Source organism: Veillonella parvula (genome assembly GCF_024461875.1).
Lineage (GTDB): Bacteria > Bacillota > Negativicutes > Veillonellales > Veillonellaceae > Veillonella > Veillonella parvula_I.
Map to the genome: position 1 here is coordinate 124193 of NZ_JANGAL010000002.1, position 24229 is coordinate 148421.

A 24229-nucleotide genomic window follows, 5' to 3' on the forward strand; every position below is an offset into this window, starting at 1 on the left:
AATATAACCAAAATCTATTTCATCAAATTAGGAACGACGTGCACGACGTGCAAAGTAGTTACCTATTGTTTGAATAATTTGAACAAAAATAATTAAAATAAAAACGGTAAATAACATCAATGGGAAGTTCAACCGCTCATAACCATAGGTGAGAGCCAAATCGCCTACACCACCTGCACCAATAGCACCAGCCATAGCAGTAGCACCGATCAGACCTATGGTACCGGTCGTAATAGATAGAATAAGTGAGCCCTTTGCCTCTGGTAAAAGGAAATGCCAAATCACTTCAAAATGAGAAGCCCCCATCGATTGCGCAGCCTCGATAATGCCTTTATTAACCTCTAAAATAGAGTTTTCAAAGAGTCGAGCCAGATACGGCGCAATGAATATAACAAGCGGTACGATAGCCGCCGTTGTACCAACCCGAGTACCAACAATCATCTTAGTCAACGGTAAGATAAACACCATCAAGATGATAAATGGGACGGAACGCACAATATTAACAATTGTATTTGTAATGGTGTAAACAATGCTATTTTTAACAATACCATTAGGATTTGTTACCACTAGTGTAACTGCGATAATCAGCCCTAGTACGGTGCCAATGAATAGAGATAGGAACACCATGTATAATGTTTGTTCTGCAGCTAGTAATAACTGCGAACCTGGAACACCAAGTTCTTGCATGAAGAAGTCCATTATAGTGTCACCTCCTGCCATTCAATGCCTTGTGCTACAAGATACTCTTTCACCTTGCCTACTTCAATATCGTCGCCAATAAACTGAACAATAAAAATACCAAGTACTGTATGCTCTAGCTCTGTTACGGTAGCAAATAATACACTCGTTTCCAAATCAAAGGTTTTATTAATATGATATAAAACATTATCGGTCGTATTATTCCCTAAGAAATGCATCTTAAGAATCGTATATGGCCTTTTATCACAAGCCAATGTATGTTTCACTGTTGATGGAATTTCATCAGGAATAACGGTCCTAACAAATCGCTTCGTTGTTTCATGTTTAGGTTTACTAAACACCTCAAGTACAGAGCCACTCTCTATGAGCTTGCCATGCTCCATAACCACAACGCGATTACAAATTTTTTGAATTACATCAATCTCATGAGTGACGATAACCACCGTTACCCCTAGTTCCCGATTGACGCGCTCTAATAATTGAAGAATAGACTCTGTCGTATCTGGATCAAGAGCACTTGTTGCTTCATCACAAAGAAGAATTGAAGGATCTGTAGCCAACGCACGGGCAATACCAACACGTTGCTTTTGACCACCAGATAATTCGCCTGGATAGGCATTTGCTTTATCCCCTAAATCAACAAAGTCTAACAATGTTTTAACCTTGTTATCAATCTCTGATTTAGGGACCTTATTTAGAATCAAAGGAATCGCCACATTATCATATACAGACTTAGCATTCAACAAATTGAATTGTTGAAACACCATGCCGATGCGCTTACGCACCTTTCTGAGCTCGTTGAAACTTAAGCCATTGATATTCACACCATCTATTTCAACATGACCAGAGGTAGGTACCTCTAAAGCGTTAATCATGCGTAACAGTGTAGATTTACCAGCTCCACTGAAGCCAATTATGCCAAATATGTCGCCTTTTTCTATGGTAAAGTTTACATCGGATAATGCAGTAACCTTTTGCTTATTAACGTCAAACTCTTTCGTTACATTTCGTATAGCAATCACTGTACCGCCTCTTCCCCAATAATTAAGTAGGAATTAATTTTTGTTTAAAGCATATCTTTAAGGTATGTTTTAATTATGTATTTAGATTACTACAATTTATAAGGACTGTCAAACCAAAAAGAACCTCACCAATTAAAAGGTTGAGGTTCTTTTATTATATAGCTCTTATCTTATAAGTAAGGGTTTACATCCCTATTCATCTAATTATATATTTTTTACATCAAACCAAAGCGATTCAGACACTAACAAAATAACTTATCTATATTGATTAAAAAGGTATAAAGATCCTAGTATAATAGGCGCCCCTATATAGAGCCCCATATTAGGTATTTCTCCCAATAAAAATGCTGCTACAATAGCTGCCACTATGGGAGAGATATACATAAAATTAGTTACATCAGAAACCTTTTCAGCATGTTCCAAAGCAAAGCTCCAGAATACAAAGCCTAACGCACTAGATAGGAATGCTAAATAGGCCATGGCAAATTTTGCACTAATCGGTGCCACCACAATCATCTTAATAGCATGTTCCGCAAATGGCAATGCCATAATGGCACCTGTAAACATAGACCACATGGCGATAGTGATAGGCTTATAGCCTTTTAAACTAAGTCCACGATTAAGGATATTGTAAACCGCAAAGAGTGTCATTCCTAGCAAGGTCCATAATGCACCTGTAGGAATTGTAAGGGCTGAATTCCAAAGAATGATTATGGCTACACCTATAAATGCAGTTATGGTAAATAACCATCCTATGGGCCGTATTGTATCTTTATAAACAATCATGGCCATCAGTGCCGTCGTCATCGGAGTCAAGGCCATAATAATACTGGATGTGGCCGCTGGAATTGTGCGCAAACCTTCATTAAAAACAACTTGGTAAAGAAAATTCCCTGTAGCACCTAACAGAATATATAGTCCCCACTCACGCCATGTTGTCGGTATATGTAGCCCTTTTACAACACCGATTACCAGCATAAGTAAAGCGCCACCCATGACCCTTGCCACAGACAATGTCAACGAATCTACTGACTGTAATGCGATTTTACTGAAAGGAAATGCAGTAGCCCACACCGCAATTGTAGCAGAAGCACCTAAAAGTGCTTTCTTTCGATTTGTCATTAACATCCACCTTTCAATAGCATTCGCCTATACAATCTTATAATCCACTTTGATCCACGTATATTCTATCCAGATTATTTTTTATCTTGATTCATTCTACCAAGATCATGTTATCTACATGTATTATAGCTTAATAACACTACCTAATAGTACCATAATATACCCCTAACACTACAATAAATTAAATCATACTTTTTACTCCTATGAAGGGGATGATTTCTTCCTTATTGGTCCTACAAACTGTGTAACAAAGTCGTTGGAACAAGTAATAACGCTTTATGAAAACTATGTAGCAGATATGTCTATGTAGTTAATGCAACTATTCACTTAACTTGACTATTGTGAGTTCACTATTGATTCCATTAATTTCAATTTGATTTTCTGATTCAGACACAGAAAAATCATCTACAAGATTTCCACGATCTTCAAAGAGCAGTTTAGTGCGAATACCTTTTTTCACCGCTTTGAAAGCATACTCATGAGGGACATGCAGCCGAGATTTCGCCGATATCTGATTCACATCAATTCGCCCCGTATAATCCGCTACATATATCTCCATTGGGGAGTTGTTATCCAGCTCTATATGACTGTTACCGCCGGCAATATAAATTTTTTTAGCCGCTCCGTCTAGCTCAAACTTTTCACTAATAATATCAAATAGCTCTAGTTTTTCACAATGGGTCGCTAGCTCCGTATCTCCCATATATTTTTCAGGCAAATTTATAAAAATCGACAAATGTTCTTTTACAAGCTCTTCAGATAAGGATTTGGAACGATTTACATCCACATCGATACGCCTTTTGATATCATCGATTTTTACTTTCACCAGTTCCGTCAAATTTTCAATAGTATCACTGACCAGTTGAACCTTTATCTTCTCACCCTCTCCAGCTCTCATTTTTACACGATTAACAGATCCCAGTTTAATGTCGAAATGTTTTATCTCATCGATATCGTATTCTACGATGCTTTCATAAGGATATCGAGGTTTAACCGCTTCTTCTGAAAGCAATTCATCCACAGAGACATTGAATACAGCTGAAAGGGCCTTTAAATTTGAAATATCCGGCATTCCATTGCCCGATTCCCACTTTGTTATGGCCTGTCTCGACACATTAAGTGTTTCTGCTAATTTCCCCTGAGATAATTCAGATTGTTTTCTATACTCCCGTAATTTTTCATTAAAATTCATAATGTGACCTCCTATTTTAGGCAATATCAGTTACTCTTCAACAAGAGCTGCTCAGAGTATAGTATATGATGTCAGTGAAGAAAAGAAACGCTTGTTTTCCTGGCTGGCAACGTTCCGTAGCATTCCAATATGCGTGCATTTATAAAGACTTACAGGCTAATTCTGTACAAGATGTAAACGGCCTCCGAACAATACACAAATATAAACTATCCAATCATACTATTGAATAATCCGCCTTCATCCTCTTTAATGAAATTTTTATTTCCTTTATTAATATTGATATGCAATTTCATATTATTATATATACATTAAATGAAATCGTAAAAAGCAAAATCCCATATAAGCCTATATATACTGGTGTATTTAAACAATTTAGCTTATGGAAATTTATGAGATACTTCACAAAATTGCATAGTATGTATTGAAAATCTATATCATCTATTCATTGTAGAATTGCTACAAACATTGTACACTATAGGCATAGAAATCTATAGTTATATCCTTTTATGGAGGTGCAAAATGCAACATACTGCATGGAAAGATTTTAACACAGGTGTGTGGGATAAAGCCGTTGATGTACGCGACTTTATTCAAAGAAACTATATCCCCTATGAAGGGGACGATTCCTTCCTTGCTGGTCCTACAGAACGAACAACAAAATTGTGGGAACAAGTAATGAAGCTTTATGAAGAAGAACGTGAAAAAGGCGGCATGCTCGATGCTGATACTTCCGTGGCCACACACATTACTGCCCATGCGCCAGGATATATCGACAAAGAACTTGAAACAATCGTTGGTTTGCAAACTGACAAACCTTTAAAACGCGCTATGTTCCCATATGGTGGCTTGCGCACAGCAAAATCCGCTATTGAAGAATACGGCTTCAAAATGGATCCGCAAACAGAGGACTTTTTTAAGAAACATCGCAAAACTCATAATGATGGCGTATTTGATGTATATACTCCAGAAATGCGTGCTGCACGTACAGCTCACATTGTAACTGGTTTACCAGATGCGTATAGCCGTGGTCGTATTATCGGTGACTATCGTCGTATCGCTCTTTACGGTGTTGATTATCTTATTGAAGATAAAAAAGAACAATTTAGCATTACAATGGGTGACATGCTAGAAGATGTTATTCGCGACCGTGAGGAAATACAAGATCAAATTCGCTCTTTGAAAGAATTGAAAGAGATGGCAGCATCCTATGGCTATGATATTTCCAAACCAGCTAAAGATGTTCGTGAAGCTATGCAATGGATTTACTTCGGCTATCTTGGTGCTATTAAAGAGCAAAACGGTGCTGCTATGTCCATTGGTCGTAACTCCACATTCCTCGATATCTATGCGGAACGAGACCTTCGCAACGGCACATACACAGAGGAACAAATCCAAGAATTCGTAGACCATTTCATTATGAAATTGCGCATGGTTCGTTTCGCACGTATCCATGAATACAACAATTTATTCACAGGTGACCCTGTTTGGACCACTGAATCCATCGGTGGTATGGGTACTGACGGCCGTACATTGGTTTCCAAGATGTCCTTCCGTTACCTACATACATTGACTAATCTTGGTCCTGCTCCAGAACCAAACCTCACTGTATTGTGGTCCCCTCGTATGCCAATCGGCTTCCGCCGTTTCTGTGCGAAATTATCCATTGAAACATCTTCCATTCAATACGAAAATGACGAATTAATGCGTCCTAACTCTGGTGATGACTACGCCATCGCATGTTGCGTATCCCCAATGCGTATCGGTAAAGAAATGCAATTCTTTGGTGCTCGTTCCAACTTGGCGAAATGCTTGCTTTACGCTATCAACGGTGGCGTTGACGAAAAGTTGAAGAAACAAATTGGTCCTAAATACCGCCCTATCACTTCCGAATACTTAGAATTTGACGAAGTATGGGAAAAATTCGACGACATGATGGAATGGTTGGCAGGCGTATATGTAAATGCATTGAACATCATTCACTACATGCACGATAAATATGCTTATGAAAAACTAGAAATGGCATTGCATGACCGCAAGGTAACTCGTTGGTTTGCAACTGGTATCGCTGGTTTATCCGTAGTAGCAGACTCCTTATCCGCTATTAAATATGCTAAGGTAAAACCTATCCGTGACGAAAATGGCATCGCTGTTGATTTCGAAATCGAAGGTGACTTCCCTAAATATGGTAACGATGATGACCGTGTAGATAGCTTGGCAGCAAAGGTTGTTTCCACATTTATGAACAAGATTCGTAAACATCCTACATATCGTCAATCCATTCCTACTATGAGCTTGTTAACAATTACTTCCAACGTAGTATATGGTACAGCTACAGGTTCTACTCCAGATGGCCGTAAAGCTGGCGAAGCTTTCGCTCCTGGCGCGAACCCAATGCACGGTCGTGATTCTCACGGTGCCGTATCCTCGTTGGCATCCGTAGCTAAAATGCCATGGCGTGATTGCTCCGATGGTATTTCTAATACCTTCTCTATCATTCCGGACGCATTAGGTAAATCTGGTGAAACATTTGTTTCCGTCAGCGATTTTGATATTGAGTTAGATCCATCTCAATTACCTAACAGCAATACAAACTTCGCATGTAGCGAACCAAATGTTACTATAGAGGAAGATAAATAAAATCTTCCACAGTATCGAACTGCTTTCACCGGCACCGATACGAGTGTTAGTCTTGGTTGAAAGGAGGTTATACCCATGAGCAACCAACAAGTTGATAACTTGGTAGAGTTATTGGATGGTTATTCCCAAAAGGGCGGCCATCATTTGAACGTTAACGTGTTTACTCGTGAAACATTGTTAGACGCTCAAAAACATCCTGAGTTGTACCCTCAATTGACGATTCGTGTATCCGGTTATGCGGTGCACTTCAACAAATTGACAAAACAACAACAGGACGAAGTTATTTCCCGTACATTCCATCAACGTATCTAATCGAGGTTTCCTATGACTGGACGTATTCATTCGGTTGAAACGATGGGTACGGTTGATGGTCCAGGCATGCGCATGGTGGTATTTCTTCAAGGATGCCCCATGCGCTGTGCTTATTGCCATAATCCTGATACATGGGATGAAACTAGCGATAATGCTAAATTCATGACCGTAAAGGAATTATGGGACCAGTACGAACGTAACCGCCAATTTTATACTAATGGTGGTATCACCGTCACAGGTGGGGAAGCTCTTATGCAAATCGACTTTGTTATTGAGCTTTTCACATATTTCCGTGAAAGAAACGTCCATACCTGTTTAGATACAAGTGGAATTTGTTTTGACCCCCACCAAGAGGTGGCATACCGTAAATTACTCAGTGTAACTAGTCTCGTCATCCTAGACATTAAGGAAATCGATCCAGCCAAGCATTTATGGTTAACCGGTAAACCGTTAGAACCCATTCTCGGGTTTGCTCGATTGACGGCAGACGTGGAAGTTCCGATTTGGGTTCGTCACGTAGTAGTCCCTACGATTACAGATAATGCCGATCGTCACTATCGTCTAGGCTTTTTTCTAGGATCTCTGAAAAATTTACAAGCCGTTGATTGCTTACCTTATCACGTTATGGGTATTGCTAAATATAAGGAGTTAGGTATTCCCTATCGCCTAGAGGGCATCCCGGCTGCAACGAAAGATATTGCAGCTAAAGCGACAAGAACCGTGGTGGAAGGCATCAAGGCCTATAGACGCCATTGGTGGAGTCCCATCAAAACACAACAACAATCATAATCAAGTTTGAGGATAACTACCTCCCTTGATATATATAAATATATATACCAAGACTTGATCTATGATAGCCCTAATCAATAGAGAGCCGCCCCCATACAACCGGGGACGGCTCTTATTGCGTTTAAATAAACTTTCTATCATACAAACGGGCTGCAATGAGGACAACCAAACAGGACCCCACATTATGAACTAACGCACCGGTAGTAGGTGTCAAAACCTCAAGTAATGAGAGAATAATAGCGATACAGTTAATGGCCATTGATAAAGCAATACTAAATTTGATAGTTCTAATCGTAGCATCTGATAGTCGCTTAATATAAGGAATTTTGCTAAGATCTTCACTCATCAATGCAATATCAGCTGTTTCTATGGCAATATCACTACCGATACTCCCCATTGCAATACTCACATCAGCAGTCTTCATAGCCGGTGCATCATTAATTCCATCACCAACCATACAAACCTTGTGGTGTTTCCCTTGCAACGTTTCAATAATACTCACTTTTTCTCCAGGTAAAAGCTCCGCATGTATTTCAGAAATACCTGCTTTTTTTCCAATATATGTAGCCGTTTCTTTACTATCCCCCGTGAGAAGTACTGTTTTCATAGCTAGACGAGATACTGCAGACAACATATCTGCCGTATCTCGTCGCATTGTATCAGATAAAGCAATAACACCTATAATATGATCTTTATCTGCAATAATAATAGATACCTTTCCTTCACTTCGATATGTATTAACGTTTTGTTGAATCCTTTCATCAACAATAATATTATGTTCCTCAAGAAAACGTTCATGACCACAATATAATTTAACACCTTTTATTACGGCAATAATGCCCCTTCCTACGGACATTGTAAACAAAGTAGTATCAAGTATTTCTAAATCTTGATGTATGGCATGAGAAACGATAGCCTTGCCAATAGGATGCTCGCTCTTAGCCTCTGCAGATGCAGCTAATTGAAGAATATCGACCTCACTATAATCTGTATCAACGACCAAAATAGATTGAACCGATAACTGACCACGTGTTAATGTGCCGGTTTTATCAAATGCCATGGTATCTACTTTTCCCATAGTTTCAAGAATTTCACCAGATTTAATAATAACGCCATGTTTAGTAGCTTGACCAATAGCGGCCATAACCGCAGTAGGTGTAGCAAGCACCAATGCACAAGGACAAAATACTACCAACACAGTAACACCGACGATGATATTTCCAGTTACTAGATAGCCTATACATGCAATCATCAATGCAATAGGAACCAATCGACTAGCAACAATATCAGCTATACGCTGAATCGGAGCCTGTTTCTGTTCCGCATTTCTAATAAGCTGAATCATTTTTTGAATAGAACTATCTTCGCCCACTTTAGTAGCTATAATATCTATGGTACCAAAACAGTTAATAGTTCCACCAAATACATCATCATCAATTGTTTTATCAACAGGTATAGACTCTCCTGTCATAATGGATTGATCTACCGTTGTTTCACCGTTAATGATTCGCCCATCTACAGGTATTGTTTCGCCCGGAAGGATTCGCAAGTAATCACCACTTTGTATAGACTCTACGGAAATCATTATTTCTTTGTTATCTTTTATTTTACGACCCTTAACAGGTGCTAATGAAATTAACTTTTTTAACCCCTTTTTTGCTCGCTCGGTAGTTGCTTCTTCAAGGAGAGCGCCTAAAGCCATAATAAACGCTACCTCACCAGCCGCAAATATATCTCCGATGGCAATGGCTGCAAACATAGCCATGGAAATCAATAGAGCCGATGAGATTTTACTAATTCCCTTATTATATACGATCCTTCGAATAGATAAATACACAAGGGGAAAACCACAAATAATAACGGTAACCCAAGAAGGCTCAAAAGGGAATATATTTTGAAACGGACTCTGTCCACCAAACTCCTCTATCAAATGCGGAATCCCATCAAGCAGTAAAAATAGCCCTGCTAAAATCGTCATATATAAACCAGATAATATATCATGTATTCGATGTACCATACAGCAATCCCCTTATCAAACTTTCACTATCAATATGAATTGAATTATGACTATACTTACAGTACAATAATTACGATAGCGAACACTTTGTTCACTTTAATTGTATCAACCTATGGTTTTAATACAATATATAAAACATCATATATGTTCATTACGGAACATATATGATGTTTTGTACTAAAAGTATGACAGGAGTTAATATGGATCGTAGACAGAAAAGGACTCGTAAAGCTATATTTATAGCTTTTAACGAATTATTATCTAATAAAGCATATGACAAAATCACCGTTCAGGAAATCATTAGTGCCGCAGATATTGGACGCACCACATTTTATGCTCATTTCGACACAAAAGAGGCATTACTAGAAGCCCTCTGCGAAGACTTATTTTTACATATAAAAGATAGTATTAATCATTTACCTCATGCTCATGGGCTTTATCAACAAAATATTTCCCCAGTCTCAGTATTTGGTCATTTATTACAACATTTACAGCAAAATGAAAATAAAATCCTTGAACTACTAGCTAGTGATAATAACGAAATCTTTTTGCGCTATTTTAGAGATCATTTAAATGAGTTGGTACAAAGATATTTCATCAATCAAGACCGTAAAGCAAATACAAATCTACCGGATGACTTTATTATCAATCATATTTCAGGTAGTTTTGTTGAAATGGTGTTATGGTGGGTAAAAAACGGCATGAAAGAATCGCCTACAAAATTAGACAATTACTTCCATGCCGTTATAGAACCTATTATGTAATATTATAAACTACACTATATTGTAGATGTTCAAACACCGCTATAATATAGACCTTTATATTAAACCAAGGTGTAATAGTATAAATTATACTGTTATAAATCTTTATCGTAACTATTATGACACCACATTAATTGGTTCACCCTTAAAAAAAGCTTGTACATTATCTCGAATAATGCCTACCAAGCGTTGACGTGTTTCAAGGCCTTTCCAACCCATGTGCGGAGTAATGATGACATTATCTAACGTATATAAAGGGCTATCCTCTGCTGGAGGTTCTACCTCTTGTACATCAAGACCTGCCCCAGCGATACGTTTAGCTGCTAATGCTTCACAAAGGTCTGCTTCATTAATGAGAGGGCCACGACCAGTATTCACGATGACTGCATTAGGTTTCATCTTATTGATTTTTTCTTTATTAATAAGATGTTTAGTTTGATCATTCAATGGGCAATGCAATGTAATATAATCACTATTAGCCAATAATTCATCAAGGCTTACATAACGAATACCATCGCCATCAGCCTTTGGTGTGCGTGTATGAATCAAGATATTCATGCCAAGTGCTTTTGCTACTTTGATAACTTCCATTCCGATGTGACCAGCACCAACAACACCTAAGGTTTTGCCATTCACTTCTGTATGGCTCACTTGTAAATGTTTTGTAAAATTACTACGGTCACCCTTAGCAAGCATGCCAATTTGTTGCTGCATAGTAGATGCAAAATTGAGGATCATCATGATTACTGTATGTGCTACACGTTCCGTACTATAGGCTGGGATATTACATACGGTGATACCCTTAGCTTTCGCCGCGTTAAGGTCGATATTATTATAGCCTGTGCCGGCTTCTACGATGAGCTTTACTGTATCTGGGAATTGTGAAAGCAACTCAGCAGTAACAGGAATCTCTTTTGTAACTACCACGCGAGCCCCTTGAATGCGTTCGATAATCTCAGCATTTGTGCTATCATCATAAACCTGTACATCATTAGATAATATAGAGAAATCTAATGCATGGTCATAATTCATTTTACTTGCGTTTACCACTACTACACGTTCACTCATGAGAACCTCCTACATACATGTTGTATTCCATGTATCTTGTTTAATACATACCAACAACTCACAACCCTTTGCCTGTAAATTTATTTCTTACTTTCTAGTAAAGGTAAATAGCATATGAATTGAATAGCCTCAAATATATGTAATACTACTTCTATATAAATTATACTATTTTTTATATAATTTAATATTATGAATTAGTACTGTAAGTAACATATCTATTCATATCAATTAGTATACTTTCACAATTATTGTATATAATATATTCATAAATCCTATAAGATTCAAAGTAAAAATCATTTTTTTGTATATAACTTTCACAAAAGTATTGTGTAATTCCCCAAAAGTTATAAAATAAGAGTAATGTTATATAGAATTGAGGAATACCATGAGACCTACCTATTTGACCATAAATACAAGTCTCGTTCGCGAGAATTTGCGTAAAATTAAAGATAGTTTACCTGAATGGAGCACGTCCACTGCTGTCATCAAGGCAAATGGCTACGGCCACGGTAGCGTTATGATGGGCCGTATTGCTGTGGAGGAAGGTTACGAATCCTTAGCCGTTGCTATTCCAGAAGAATCCGTACCGCTTCGCAACGCAGGTATTATGGTACCTATTTATCTATTAGGACTCACAAGACCACAATCCTTTGAACTTGTAGCAGACACTAATTCGATTCCTGCCGTTTGTGAATCTACCGACTTAGAAGCACTCAATAAAGTAGCCGATAATCACGACATGATTATTCGCGTTGCTGTTGCCGTTGATACAGGCATGCATCGCATCGGTATCAAGCCTGAGGATGCCATTGAGTTTATCAAACGCATTGAGTCCTACGAAAATTTGGAAATAGACGGATTCTTCTCCCACATGAGCAATGCTGATGCGGCGGATCAATCACACGCCCATAGCCAAACGCAAAAATTTCATCGCATGGTAGATGAAATACGAGCATTCCGTCCAGAAGCAGATTACCGTTTCTCCCTCGCCAACAGTGCAGGTCTTTTATCTGTCAAAGATAGTCTATTTACAGATGCTCGTCCTGGTATTATTCAATACGGTATCATGCCATCTCTTGATGTGCCAAATCGATTGGGCTTAAAACCTGTTTTATCTTTCCATAGTGAAGTTGTTCATGTACAACATATCCCTGCTGGCGAAGGCATTGGATATGGATCTACCTATATCACAGCTGAGCCAATGACAATTGCTACTATCCCTGTAGGCTATGCGGATGGCTATCCTCGTAGTTTATCCAATCGGGGCACCGTACTGATTCATGGCACTCGTTGTCCCGTAGTAGGTCGTATTTGTATGGATCAATTCATGGTTTCTGTTCCAGATACAATCACGGTAAAGCCTGGCGATAAGGTGGTACTTCTAGGGTCTCAAGGTCATGAAAGCATTTCTGCTCTAGAAATTGCAGCCCTTGCTTCTACAATACCTTATGAAATCTTTTGTGGATTCTCAGAGCGCGTACCACGACAATATATTTAACCTATGTAAAATAAAGAAAGCCCGTATCACATGTAGAAGTCTACATGTGATACGGGCTTTCTTGCTCTCCTATACCCAGCGTGCTGTAAAGCAGTTACGTTCTTATTGTGAGAGAGAGTATATATACCAAGTATATAATCTTATGATTCGGAGGGAACCACAATTCATAAGGGGCCCTCTGAATGATAGACGGCATAGGAGAGAGTCAATGTTTATCTATCCAATCCAGAGGGCTGTGTGTAATTGTTTAATGTGTGTGTTGTTTATTGTGTGTTTTTGTGTGTTTTATGTGTTGTGTATGTGTGTGTAAGTGTACTTATGTTATGTGTGTATAGTTTTGAGTGCTTAGTGTTCGTTTTTGAAAGGGTTTACTTTACAGCGCTATAGAATAGGAGATCAACTTATTTTGCTACCGTCCCTGTTTTAGCATCCAATACAACGGATATCGGTTTATTTTGTGCATCATGGAACTCTATGGTATATAGTGATTTTCCATTTTGATTAGCAAGAGACCACGCATTAATACCAGTCGCTACCTTGCCAGACTGTACGAAAGCTGCATTAATTGCCACATGTGGAGGTATTACTGTTCCGGCATCAATAGCACTAGCTTCCATAGATGCATCATATGCTTTAGGAGTACCATCAGTTACATTACCAGTAGCCACATCTAGAGTCATAGAATGAGCACCACTAGTATTAAAACCAGCTACTTCATAGATGGCAGTTTTACCTTGAGTTTTGAAGGATACATTAGTGATTTTGGAGTTTCCAAATTTACTTTCGAATTGGTCAATTAAATAATTAGCACCAACTACGAAAATACTATTTTGGTCTACTACGCCTTCTTGCTGGTTGGTTGTGCTAGGTTGTGATTTTCTACTTTTAGAGTTTTTTTTTCCTCTTTAGTAGGCTCTTCTTTATCAGCTTTTTTTTCGTCTTTCACAACTTTTACTTTAGGCGCTTTATCTACTGCAGCTTTTTTAGTATTTTTAACTTCTTTACCATGCTTCGCTACAGAATCAGATTTTTTATCACCACTGCGTACTACTCTTGGTTCACTAGGAGCTTTAGCTACAGATGCGGTTTCAATAGAAGGGACCGCTGCTGCAGGATTTTCTGTACTAGGCACTACAGTTTCTTGAGCTACTGGTGTTTTAACATCTTGTGTAGCTGTTGGAACTGGTGTAGTATTACGAACTGCTGTACCTACTTGATTAGCTTCTGCTACAGGAGCTACCGGAGTTTTAGGTGCAACTGCAGTAGTAGCCACATCTGGAGCCACCGCTACAGTAGGAACTACTGGATCAGTAACTGGTTGTGCTGGAGTCGCTGTACTCGCTGTTTCTTGCGTAACAGGCATTGGAGTTACTGGTTCAGCTGCTGTTACAGCTACAGTGGCACCAAATACGCCAGCCACTGCTAAAGCAATACTACTTTTTAAAATAGATTTTTTCATATTGTCCTCCTTATTAATTCATATACATGCAACTTTACGCATGTATATTTCCAGTCAACTCAATATCATCATGTAAGTTCCAAAACATATATCTAGCATGGACTTGTAGATATATAGTTTGGAAATTTCAGATATAGTTGAGTTTGTCTTTCGACTGGTACACATACTATCGATAGTCTATGAAGTCAAAATGTAGAAGAACCATTAAATGCTTATTTTATAGTGAGTTTAGAATGAATTTATATATAATTCCTATGAAATCCTATGGGATTTACTTTATACTTAAAAATTCCATGAATAACATGTCAAAAGCCGTTTACCCCATATATAAGGGATAAACGGCTTTCAAAATACACGTATTGATATCTAAAAATTCACATTCATGAGCAAACTTTCACAAAAAATACTTCAATACTAGTTATTTTTTTAAGAAAAACAGTATTAATGTATTTAATTATTATATTCAGAATAAAATAACTAAGCACTATTAAGATATAATAACTAGTCAATCATATATTAGTCGTCAAATTTAACAGATAGCAATTTACCGTTCATTGCATCCATACGTACATGTACCTCTTTATTATCTTCTGTACCAAAGCTAACTTTGTACACGATTTTACCTTTATCATAGCGCACAGCCCATTCGTTGAGACTCACAGCTTTGCCTTTTGTTTGGGCATAAGCAAAGTTCACCACTGCTGCAGGAGGTAAAATTTCTCGTGGATCAAAAGATTTTTTCTTTAACGATTTATGGAAGTCCCCTTCGCGTTTTTCAAAGATTTGATTAGTAGCATAGATATACGTTAACTCATATTTGCCAGTTTCATCAAAACCTTCTACATCATACTTAATTTGACCTCCATCCGCATCAAAGGCGATTTCCGTAATTCCAGCATTTGGATGATTTTGGATAAAGGCATTTAATAAACCATTAGCACCTACAATTGCCGCATGGTTGCCATCAACAACTGCCACAGTTGGCTCTACAGCTACTAAAGGGGCTGCACTTGCATTTGGCATGCCAAATGCCGCTGCCAAGGCCAATACAAGGCTACCTTTTACAAAAAATGATCTCATTGGTTCCTCCATATCTCAAACAGTTATCATAACAATATATATACAATTATACACTAAATCAACACGGTTTATAATCTTTATTTATATAATTAGTGCATGTACCTGCACCCTATGATACAATGCACATAGATTCATTTTTGTAACTACATGTGAGCTAACTATGATTTCAATTTACCCCACTATATATCACGAATTTCAATGCAAGGCCAATCGATGCGAAAATACATGTTGTCAGCTGTGGACCATCGATATAGATGAACATACTGCTGAACGTTATCATTCCATGACAGGTTCTCTTGGTGAAAGTTTACAACAAGCCATCACGGTTGATGACGAAGGTAGTCATTTCGTATTTTCCAAAACACAACCTATGTGCCCCTTACTCAATGAAAATGGACTGTGTAAGGTTGTACTCGAATTGGGCGAAGAAGGACTTTGCGACACCTGCCATATGCATCCGCGCTTTTATAAATATATTGAAGACTTAGAGCTATGTGGAGTCGGTTTATCTTGTGAAGCCTCTGTTGAGTTATTAGCCCAAAATAAAACGGTAGACTCCCTCCTCTTTACAATTGAGGATGACGATAACGAATTTACTTCTGAGGAGCGATTAACACTTCAGAATGTATTTGAATTATTGGCCCTTGATCTAGATTCTAATCTATTCCAATATGCGCCAAATCCCACAAAACAGTCTTTCAAAGAATTATTAGACCTATATAAAAAAACGGAACCCATCGATGAAAATTGGACTGCACAGGTTAATACATTATCTAGTAAACTAGACCAACTCGCCGCATCCGTACAGACCTATATACAGCAAGAGGATATGAGCCTATTTAACAAAGTGTACCAATATATATTGTATCGCCAAATTGATATGCTATCAGACCATTCCTTGGAATCTATCTTAGCTTATGCAAAGGATGGTACTGACTATATACTTATGGCTAGCGCCTTAGAGGGGCAGCCCTTAAAGCAAATTGCAAGATGGTCACAACAAATCGAATACGACGAAGATAATGTGGCGCTATTATTACAATACTATGAAGCCCAACTTATAGAGTGAAAAAAACCGCAAGAATTTTATCTTGCGGTTTTTAGGTCTTATCACAATACATCATTTGATTAGGGTGTGAACAAAGCGGATCCATTGAGGTAATATGGAGACAGATAATAATGCTACAATAAACATAACAATATAGGTTTTAACGATACCTAATTCAACATAACGTCTCATTAATTGGGCTACAATAAATACAGCATAATATTGACTAAACATCGTAATAAGATACGCCATATCTCCAACATATTTTTGAAGGGATAGCGAGAAGAAAATAATCCCTAGTATATGAACTAATACTAAGACAACCGTGCGAAGTGCATTTGTATAAGCTATGCCATATATATAATTGCGCAGCACGCCGCTATACGTACCATGTCCACCCACTAAAATAAGTAAGCGCCATATGACGAATGAACCGATGATAATTTGAAAAATCAAGAATGTAGAACTTGCTAGAGTGCTAACTAAATCAAAATGAGTTAACCCAGTAATCCGTTTAATCCCAAGCAATGGAGATATAACTTTTACCATAAACGGTAAGCTATAGGTCATTATATATAATACAATAGTAGATACAACTAGATTCAGAATGGCTCTCGTATGAGATCCGTAATTGATAATATTTTGAAATGATTGTTCGCTAAGTTTGGTAAATAAATGTAATATATCCTTATACCATGTCATAAATGCTCCTTTTAGTTTAAAACTAGTAAAAAAGGACGAGTCATAGCTCATCCTAGATATATCATATGTATTTTATCGAGTCAACATATAAACCCATTCAAACACGTGTGCTACCAAAAGAGCAATCAACATTAGAATCAGACCTTCATAAGGGGTCCCATTAATACATGCTCCCGCAATACGTCCCATAGTTTGTAACAATAATACGGTACTTAAAATACATAGCACAATCATACAGAAGCCAATGATCGCTTGCAGTATTAATGGTACCGAAGTTAGAATCAGCATAATCCCTGCTGTAAAAGTAATCAGTGCCACAACAAGTTGAGCAAATGACATGATATGCAAAATACCGGTTGTAACAGTTCGAACATAGAATTTACGCTGTTGAGCAACCGCATAGACTATAATGATACATGCCATGAGAATTACTTTTCCGATTACCCATGCAAAGCGACCTATATTCCAAAATTCTCTAGGACTACCCATCTGTTCCAAAAAAAGTTGTATTTCATGTTGACCGACTGGAAGAGATAGCGATTCCCACCTTACCAATAACGAAGAATTACGTATAAACGCACGTATAGCATCTAAATATACGCCTTCACCTACAATAGTAAATTGATAGCATATAAGTGTTAATAGCAACATTCCTATGAGTTGCCCATAGGCAATATCAAAGTGATACATACGAGGATTATTCTCTTCAATAGGGTTTAATAAACGATAGATAAACTGCATTAAACCTACCATCATAAGTATCACCACCTTTTACACAATATACATACATAACATTCAAGTTTAAATACTATAACATACAACACACCAAAAGGAACTATAAAAAATAGTTCTTTTTCATTTTCCGTTCATCATTATAGCACAAAAGAGCCTATAAAAGAATGTGGTTTTACCATATTCTAATTGCGATTCCTTTAAAATATAAAAAAGGGGCTGTTTTGTTACAGCCCCCTTTCATATTTTTCATGTTATGTAATTATCTGGAAGTAGCAAGTGCTATCATTCCAATCAAGATACCTAAAACGATTATGGGAATTAAACTCGTAATAATAGAAATGCCAAAAGTTGCTAAACGGGATTTATTAATTTGGCGACTTAACAATGTTAAACATACCCAGAATGTATAGACTGCAAAAGCTATCGTTGCGAATATAATAATAATTATCCATACGATACCACCTACTGTAGAATCAGGATTAGATCCTAGTAGCAACAAAAATGGCAATGATAGTAATAGGAATCCAATGAAATATACTAGGCCCATAATCTGATTATAAGCTTGTTCATACCACATAATTTTTAACACAGACTCATATGTAGTATTGGCATCAAATTTATTAGCGACCCAAGAAAAAATAGCAGAATAAATAGCAATACCAATAAAAGCAAATAGCAAGCCAACCGCTAGACCTAATAAGCCGACCCCAGAAAGAGCAGCTGCACCAGTAAGTGCAACATTAAGTTTATCCACAAATATCATACTCAGAAGAGACGGTAGAATATTTGAAAATACGAATGACGTCAATGCCAAAGCTACTGTAGCATAGAACCCTTTGCGACAAGATCCATGCTCTACAATCTGTGGAATACCACGTTTAAAGGGAGCTACTATAAGCTGCCAAATATCTGAATACCATTTTGTTTCCATAAAACCTCCAAAACACCTATATTTCTCTAATTGTAACACAAACTATATTTAAACCGTCATGGACAACATTATACCTCCCACACCAAAGATGAAGGATACTATGTAAAAAGAAATACCCGTTATCCAAAGATTTAGACCAAATTGCTTATAGGTAACTTGCCCCTTCAAAATAATAATTATGGTCAAGCCCTTTCATCAGCAACCCCTGATTTATTAATGATAACCATATTAGGTCTCCTTTTTATTTAATCTGATAATATATATTATACTATATAATTCAAATTTTAAGACATTATTCTAACCTATTATAACGCAAAAAAGCAGCCCACTAGGGGCTGCCTTTTCGTTTATCTTATTGCAAAGATGCTGCAATTTTTGTAAGGTTTTCATCCATACGTTCTAAGTATGTTTTATTATCTTCGTTACTTTCGATAGTGTAAATTGTTTCTACCTTAGCTCCTACTTCTTGTGCCAAAGTTTTGGATACTTCTGGACTAGCCATTTCTTCTGCAAAGATAGTAGTGATATGGTTTTCTTTAGCGTATTCGATGAGTTTAGCCAATTGCGCTGCATTTGGTTCGCCTTCAGCAAATACATCTTCCACACTATTTTGTTCTAAACCAAAGTCACGGCATAGGTACGCAAACGCTGCATGGCCTGTAACAAAGTTTTTATGCGGAGCTTTAGCGAATTGCTCTTCATATTTTTTAATCATTGCATCTAATTTAGCAACGTATTCAGTATAATTCTTTTCATAATAATCCTTGTTTGCTGGGTCAACTTTTACAAGGGCATCCTTGATATTTTTCACTTCAATTTTAGCATTTTTCAAAGATAACCATGCATGAGGATCTTCTGCACCATGTTCTTTAATTTCTTCTGGATCAGTATTTTTAATAGCTTCAACGCCTTCAGTAGCTACAACAGATACGAGTTTATCATTCTTAGCTGCTTCGATAGCTTGTTTTGCCCAAGGCTCCATACCAAAACCGTTATACACAAACACTTGAGCTGTTGCCAATTGTTTCATATTTTCAGGTTTCAACTCGAAATCATGTGGTTCCACGCCATCTGGTATAATAGTAGATACCTCTACCTTGTCACCACCAATAGCCTTTGTAAACTCAGCCATTGCATTAAAGCTTGTTACCACTTGGATTTTTTTACCTGCTTGTTCCTTCTGTGCATTCGGTGCATCGTTGCCACAACCTGCAAATAAAGCAGCCATCATAATACCTACAACTAACAAAATCAGTTTCTTGATCATCGTAGTCCTCCTTTGTAAAAACCTGATCGCTATGCCTATACAGAATATAAACCATTCTTTAGTTGCAGTTGCGACTCAGTTGCATTTGTAATATAGTTATAGTATAAACTTACTTAGAATTTTGTCAATCAGAAATGTGGTTTTCATATGTTATCAATAGAACATCTTTATTTTTCCTATCAAGGTCAACCGCCTTATGTGTTAAATGACCTTAATTTACATATTCACAGTGGTGATTATATATCCATCGTTGGGGATAATGGGTGTGGTAAAAGTACCTTGCTCCGTCTCATTTTAGGTTTTCTTACCCCTGTAAAAGGCTCTATCAAGCGAAGCACCAATAATATTCGGTATGTGTCTCAAAAAAATGACTTCTCTCACGCAGGCTTTCCTATTACGGTAAAAGAAATCCTCGATTCCTACCGTAAACTTTTAAAGATTAAGGATAAACAGGAAGTCAATCGCGTATTAGAGCTTACCCATATGACGGAATTTAAAGACCGTCTCATCAGCAAACTTTCAGGTGGACAAGCTCAGCGTGTATCTATCGCCCGCGCCCTCATCGGTAAGCCTGACCTCATCATCCTCGATGAGCCTTCAACAGGTATCGATAGAAAAAGCCAAGAGGGCATCTATGCTCTACTTCGAAATTTGAACCAAGAGCACCATATTACGATTATCTCTGTTGAGCACAATATCGAAATGGCTCTCGCCAACTCTACCAATATCTACCATATTGCAAATGGTCAAGGTCACCTTTGCTCCCCTGAGCAATATGCTAGTGAAATCATGCACAGTACAGGTCGCAATCCAATAGATCACAAAAACTGCTCCTGTTTCACAGATGTAACAATAGAAGCTCAGGCTCAGGCTCAGGCTCAGGCTCAGGCTCAGGCTCAGGCTCAGGCTCAGGCCGATGATACCACAATTGAGGAGGTGCACCATGTTTAGTTATGATTTCATGCAAAATGCCTTCTTCGTAGCGATTTGTATTTCTCTTTTATGTCCATGTATTGGTATCTTCATGGTGCTACGCCGTTCCAGTATGATTGGGGACACCATGAGTCATGCATCTCTAGCAGGTATTACGCTAGGTTTATTGACGAATACTAATCCAATTTTAGGGGCTTTTATCTTTACTGCTATCTGTGGTGCACTCATCGAGTTCTTGCGAAAATATTTTTCACACCATCTCGATTTGATTCTTACTATAATCTTATCCCTCAGCATTGGTACAGCTATTACGCTTATTAGCTCAGGCAAACTAAAGGCTAACGCAAATGTATTCTTTTTTGGTAGCATCCTAACGGTAAACGCAACTGATATGATTAGTATTGCTGTGCTTACAATCTTATCTGTACTCACCTTATATTTCCTATACAACTCACTTCTTTACATCGCCTATGACGAAGAGGCCGCTCGTGTAGCAGGTGTTAAGGTAGATTTTATTAACTATATCTTTGCCATCTTAATGGCTGCAGCCGTATCAATTTCTATTAAAATTGTTGGTGTCCTCGTATTGAGTGCCATGATTGCGTTACCTGTAGCATCTGCATTACAATTAGAAAAAGGATTTAAAATAACTTTATTATGCTCCATTGGATTTAGCTTGCTCGCTATGATCATTGGACTCTTTGGATCCTACTTCCTTAACGTAGCTCCTGGTGGCTTCGTATCTCTAACATCGGTAGGTATTTTACTAGTAGTATTAGTCATTAAGAATATTCGAGCTATCATACGACGCATGCAGTTTAGCAAATAAACTAAAACAATCATTAATATGTTTAGATATAAACAACATAGCTAGTTAGAATAATATAGCTAGTTAGAATTGAATAATATAATTAGTTAAATAAAAAAATACAGCTAACTAAATCCGATAGTATATTTGATATATTATTAGCCATATAAATCATCTAACTATACAAGTGTATAACAGTTTTAGTATTAAAACAGAATCGAAAAAGAGTTATGAATACAACAGCTTGGCCGGAAGGCATAAAAAAGACCAAACAGCGCGAAGCCATTTGGTCTGTATTAACAACTACAGATAAACCTATTACAGCCCTTGAAATCGCAGAACGCTTAGGTAATGGTAGCACTACTTGGATGTCTACTATCTACCGTACACTTGAACTATTAGAAACTAAGGGTATCGTTACACGTACCACGCTCATGGGTAGTGAGATGGCATATTATGAAATTACCCCTCATACACATCGACACTATGCTGTATGTACGAGCTGTGGTGCCATGATACCGCTCCATACCTGTCCCGTCGTAGAAATGCCACAAGAACTTAACGATGCAGGATTTACTGTAACGGAACATCACCTTGAGATCGCAGGGATTTGTAAGAAGTGCAAAAACAAGAAGTAGAAAATAGACAACTAATGTTTAAACAACAAAAAGGACGCAACTGATAGTTACGTCCTTTTTAGTTTTAAAATATATTTTGTATTAACCTTATTTAGCTTTCACCAATTACAGCATCAACGGAGCCACTACGAAACCGAGTGCTACAGAAATGGCGATGGCAAGTACGCCTGGAATAAAGAACGGATGGTTAAATACAAGCTTACCGATTCGCGTAGAGCCCGTATCGTCCATTTGTACAGCCCCCAAAAGTGTTGGATATGTAGGCAATACGAAGAGTGCAGATACAGCTGCGAAGGATGCGATAATAATATAAACAGATCCTGTGTTCTCTGGTGTAATACCGAGAGCTAGAATTACAGCTGGTACCAAAGCTTGTGTAGTTGCCGCTTGGCTATACAACAATGTACTTGCAAAGAAGAAGGCTACCGCCAATAGGAACGGATATGCTGTTACCATGCTAGAAGCGAGTGCTTTAATTTCAGGAATATGACCTTTTACAAAGGTATCGCCCAACCATGCTACACCTAGTACGCAAACACAAGCAGATAAGCCAGATTTGAATGTACTTGTATTAACAAGTTCTGCTGTATCAAGCTTACAGAAGAATGTTATAGCAGCCGCAATAATCATCATAAATCCGATGATAGCATCGTTTCGACCAAAAATAACTGGTTTAATAATACCAATATTTTTGGAAATTGCTGTTGCGTAGAATACGATACAAATGATACCAATCAAGAAGATTAATACAGAAGTTTTTGCGCCTGGTTTTAAATGGAAATCAGTGCTTTTTTCACGAGGTGGCGTCACATGACCTGCCGCCAAACGTTCTTGATATACTGGATCAGAAGATAAATCATTATTCGCAAAGGTAGACATGATAAATGCCGTAATCATAACCCCTACGAATGTTGTGGAAATACAGATGGCAAGCAATGTAGGATAGTTAACACCATATGGTTCAAGGAACCCACTCATAGCAACTACTGCTGCCGATACAGGACTCGCTGTAATACCAATTTGGCTTGCTACAACGGCGATGGATAATGGCACAGATGGCTTAATGTTTTCACTTTTCGCCACCTCTACAATTACTGGAATCATAGAGAATGCTGTATGACCAGTACCCGCTAAAATAGTTAAGAAATACGTAACAGTTGGTGCTAAGTAGTTGATATGCTTAGGATTTTTACGCAAAATACTTTCAGCAATGCGCACTAAATAATCAAGACCGCCGGCTAACTGTAAAGCACAGATGGCTGCGATAGCAGACATGATAATCAGAATTACATCCCATGGAATCTGTCCCGGAAACATCCCCATACCAAGGCTTAACAACACAACCCCAAGGCCGCCAGCGTAACCGATGCCCATGCCGCCTAGGCGAACACCGAGGAAGATGGCACCAAATAAAATAATAACTTGCATAATTACATAAATGTCCATACGATGACCTCCTTTATACATATATAGTATCATAGATATGCTAAATAATCATCGAATTTTGGCAA

At 37.8% G+C, this 24229-nt stretch carries 23 protein-coding genes; 9 read left to right on the forward strand and 14 right to left on the reverse strand.

Annotated features, from left to right (window positions below; translation table 11 throughout):
* Positions 1–27: 27 nt before the first annotated feature.
* From NE668_RS04810 to NE668_RS04825, 4 genes are all read right to left on the reverse strand, one after another.
* Entirely contained in the window at positions 28–699 is a 672-nt protein-coding gene (locus NE668_RS04810; RefSeq protein ID WP_227037704.1) for a methionine ABC transporter permease, read from the reverse strand.
* Positions 699–1721: a methionine ABC transporter ATP-binding protein gene (locus NE668_RS04815; RefSeq protein ID WP_227037701.1), complete on the reverse strand. Its 1023-nt coding sequence runs from the start codon at positions 1719–1721 to the stop codon at positions 699–701. Before NE668_RS04815 ends, NE668_RS04810 begins: the two co-directional genes overlap by 1 nt.
* Before the next feature lie 255 nt (positions 1722–1976).
* Complete coding sequence (locus tag NE668_RS04820; RefSeq protein WP_227037700.1) at positions 1977–2843, reverse strand: DMT family transporter; 867 nt, start codon at positions 2841–2843, stop codon at positions 1977–1979.
* A 319-nt stretch (positions 2844–3162) separates the two neighbouring features.
* Positions 3163–4035, reverse strand: a complete 873-nt coding sequence (locus NE668_RS04825; RefSeq protein ID WP_227037698.1) for a helix-turn-helix domain-containing protein — start codon at positions 4033–4035, stop codon at positions 3163–3165.
* 519 nt (positions 4036–4554) lie between these two features.
* On the opposite strand from NE668_RS04825, the gene pflB reads away from it, so the two are divergent.
* The 3 genes from pflB (at position 4555) to pflA (ending at position 7773) form a co-directional block, all read left to right on the forward strand.
* On the forward strand, positions 4555–6672 hold the full coding sequence (gene pflB / locus NE668_RS04830; RefSeq protein ID WP_227037696.1) for a formate C-acetyltransferase: 2118 nt from the start codon (positions 4555–4557) through the stop codon (positions 6670–6672).
* A gap of 75 nt (positions 6673–6747) precedes the next feature.
* The gene (gene grcA3 / locus NE668_RS04835) at positions 6748–6984 is read left to right on the forward strand and encodes an autonomous glycyl radical cofactor GrcA3 (protein WP_004693956.1); all 237 of its coding nucleotides are present in this window, start codon (positions 6748–6750) and stop codon (positions 6982–6984) included.
* A 12-nt stretch (positions 6985–6996) separates the two neighbouring features.
* A complete protein-coding gene (gene pflA, locus NE668_RS04840) occupies positions 6997–7773 on the forward strand; it encodes a pyruvate formate-lyase-activating protein (protein ID WP_205112840.1) in 777 nt (258 codons plus the stop codon).
* A 121-nt stretch (positions 7774–7894) separates the two neighbouring features.
* On the opposite strand, the gene NE668_RS04845 is transcribed toward pflA, so the two are convergent.
* Positions 7895–9790, reverse strand: coding sequence for a heavy metal translocating P-type ATPase (locus NE668_RS04845; RefSeq protein ID WP_227037694.1), 1896 nt, complete (start codon positions 9788–9790; stop codon positions 7895–7897).
* A 200-nt stretch (positions 9791–9990) separates the two neighbouring features.
* On the opposite strand from NE668_RS04845, the gene NE668_RS04850 reads away from it, so the two are divergent.
* Positions 9991–10554, forward strand: a complete 564-nt coding sequence (locus NE668_RS04850) for a TetR/AcrR family transcriptional regulator (protein WP_227037692.1) — start codon at positions 9991–9993, stop codon at positions 10552–10554.
* Positions 10555–10668: 114 nt separating this feature from the next.
* Here the strand turns inward: NE668_RS04850 and NE668_RS04855 are convergent, their stop codons facing one another.
* Positions 10669–11619: a 2-hydroxyacid dehydrogenase gene (locus tag NE668_RS04855; protein ID WP_227037691.1), complete on the reverse strand. Its 951-nt coding sequence runs from the start codon at positions 11617–11619 to the stop codon at positions 10669–10671.
* Positions 11620–12004: 385 nt separating this feature from the next.
* Here NE668_RS04855 and alr point away from each other — a divergent pair, with 385 nt between their 5' ends.
* The gene (alr, locus tag NE668_RS04860; protein WP_227037689.1) at positions 12005–13117 is read left to right on the forward strand and encodes an alanine racemase; all 1113 of its coding nucleotides are present in this window, start codon (positions 12005–12007) and stop codon (positions 13115–13117) included.
* A gap of 401 nt (positions 13118–13518) precedes the next feature.
* Here alr and NE668_RS04865 read toward each other — a convergent pair whose 3' ends face one another.
* From NE668_RS04865 to NE668_RS04875, 3 genes are all read right to left on the reverse strand, one after another.
* Positions 13519–13797, reverse strand: a complete 279-nt coding sequence (locus tag NE668_RS04865) for a PepSY domain-containing protein (RefSeq protein WP_004693966.1) — start codon at positions 13795–13797, stop codon at positions 13519–13521.
* Between the two features lie 158 nt (positions 13798–13955).
* The gene (locus tag NE668_RS04870; RefSeq protein WP_004693968.1) at positions 13956–14576 is read right to left on the reverse strand and encodes a hypothetical protein; all 621 of its coding nucleotides are present in this window, start codon (positions 14574–14576) and stop codon (positions 13956–13958) included.
* A gap of 516 nt (positions 14577–15092) precedes the next feature.
* Entirely contained in the window at positions 15093–15656 is a 564-nt protein-coding gene (locus tag NE668_RS04875; protein ID WP_012863831.1) for a PepSY domain-containing protein, read from the reverse strand.
* Between the two features lie 160 nt (positions 15657–15816).
* Here NE668_RS04875 and fliB point away from each other — a divergent pair, with 160 nt between their 5' ends.
* Positions 15817–16725 (forward strand): flagellin lysine-N-methylase, encoded by a 909-nt coding sequence (gene fliB, locus NE668_RS04880; RefSeq protein ID WP_012863830.1) that lies wholly within the window; start codon positions 15817–15819, stop codon positions 16723–16725.
* 51 nt (positions 16726–16776) lie between these two features.
* On the opposite strand, the gene NE668_RS04885 is transcribed toward fliB, so the two are convergent.
* The 4 genes from NE668_RS04885 to NE668_RS04900 all read right to left on the reverse strand — a co-directional run bounded on the left by NE668_RS04885 (position 16777) and on the right by NE668_RS04900 (position 20339).
* The gene (locus tag NE668_RS04885; protein ID WP_227037687.1) at positions 16777–17406 is read right to left on the reverse strand and encodes a hypothetical protein; all 630 of its coding nucleotides are present in this window, start codon (positions 17404–17406) and stop codon (positions 16777–16779) included.
* 72 nt (positions 17407–17478) lie between these two features.
* Entirely contained in the window at positions 17479–18162 is a 684-nt protein-coding gene (locus tag NE668_RS04890; protein WP_012863828.1) for a hypothetical protein, read from the reverse strand.
* A gap of 238 nt (positions 18163–18400) precedes the next feature.
* Positions 18401–19072, reverse strand: a complete 672-nt coding sequence (locus tag NE668_RS04895) for a hypothetical protein (protein WP_227037683.1) — start codon at positions 19070–19072, stop codon at positions 18401–18403.
* A gap of 352 nt (positions 19073–19424) precedes the next feature.
* Complete coding sequence (locus NE668_RS04900; RefSeq protein WP_008603023.1) at positions 19425–20339, reverse strand: metal ABC transporter substrate-binding protein; 915 nt, start codon at positions 20337–20339, stop codon at positions 19425–19427.
* Positions 20340–20486: 147 nt separating this feature from the next.
* Here NE668_RS04900 and NE668_RS04905 point away from each other — a divergent pair, with 147 nt between their 5' ends.
* The 3 genes from NE668_RS04905 (at position 20487) to NE668_RS04915 (ending at position 22718) form a co-directional block, all read left to right on the forward strand.
* The gene (locus NE668_RS04905; protein ID WP_256196013.1) at positions 20487–21290 is read left to right on the forward strand and encodes a metal ABC transporter ATP-binding protein; all 804 of its coding nucleotides are present in this window, start codon (positions 20487–20489) and stop codon (positions 21288–21290) included.
* Positions 21283–22101 (forward strand): metal ABC transporter permease, encoded by an 819-nt coding sequence (locus NE668_RS04910; RefSeq protein ID WP_195213494.1) that lies wholly within the window; start codon positions 21283–21285, stop codon positions 22099–22101. The genes NE668_RS04905 and NE668_RS04910 overlap by 8 nt, the downstream gene beginning before the upstream one ends.
* A 209-nt stretch (positions 22102–22310) precedes the next feature.
* A complete protein-coding gene (locus NE668_RS04915) occupies positions 22311–22718 on the forward strand; it encodes a Fur family transcriptional regulator (RefSeq protein WP_227037671.1) in 408 nt (135 codons plus the stop codon).
* 105 nt (positions 22719–22823) lie between these two features.
* On the opposite strand, the gene NE668_RS04920 is transcribed toward NE668_RS04915, so the two are convergent.
* Complete coding sequence (locus NE668_RS04920) at positions 22824–24164, reverse strand: anaerobic C4-dicarboxylate transporter (RefSeq protein WP_118091054.1); 1341 nt, start codon at positions 24162–24164, stop codon at positions 22824–22826.
* Positions 24165–24229 lie beyond the last annotated feature (65 nt).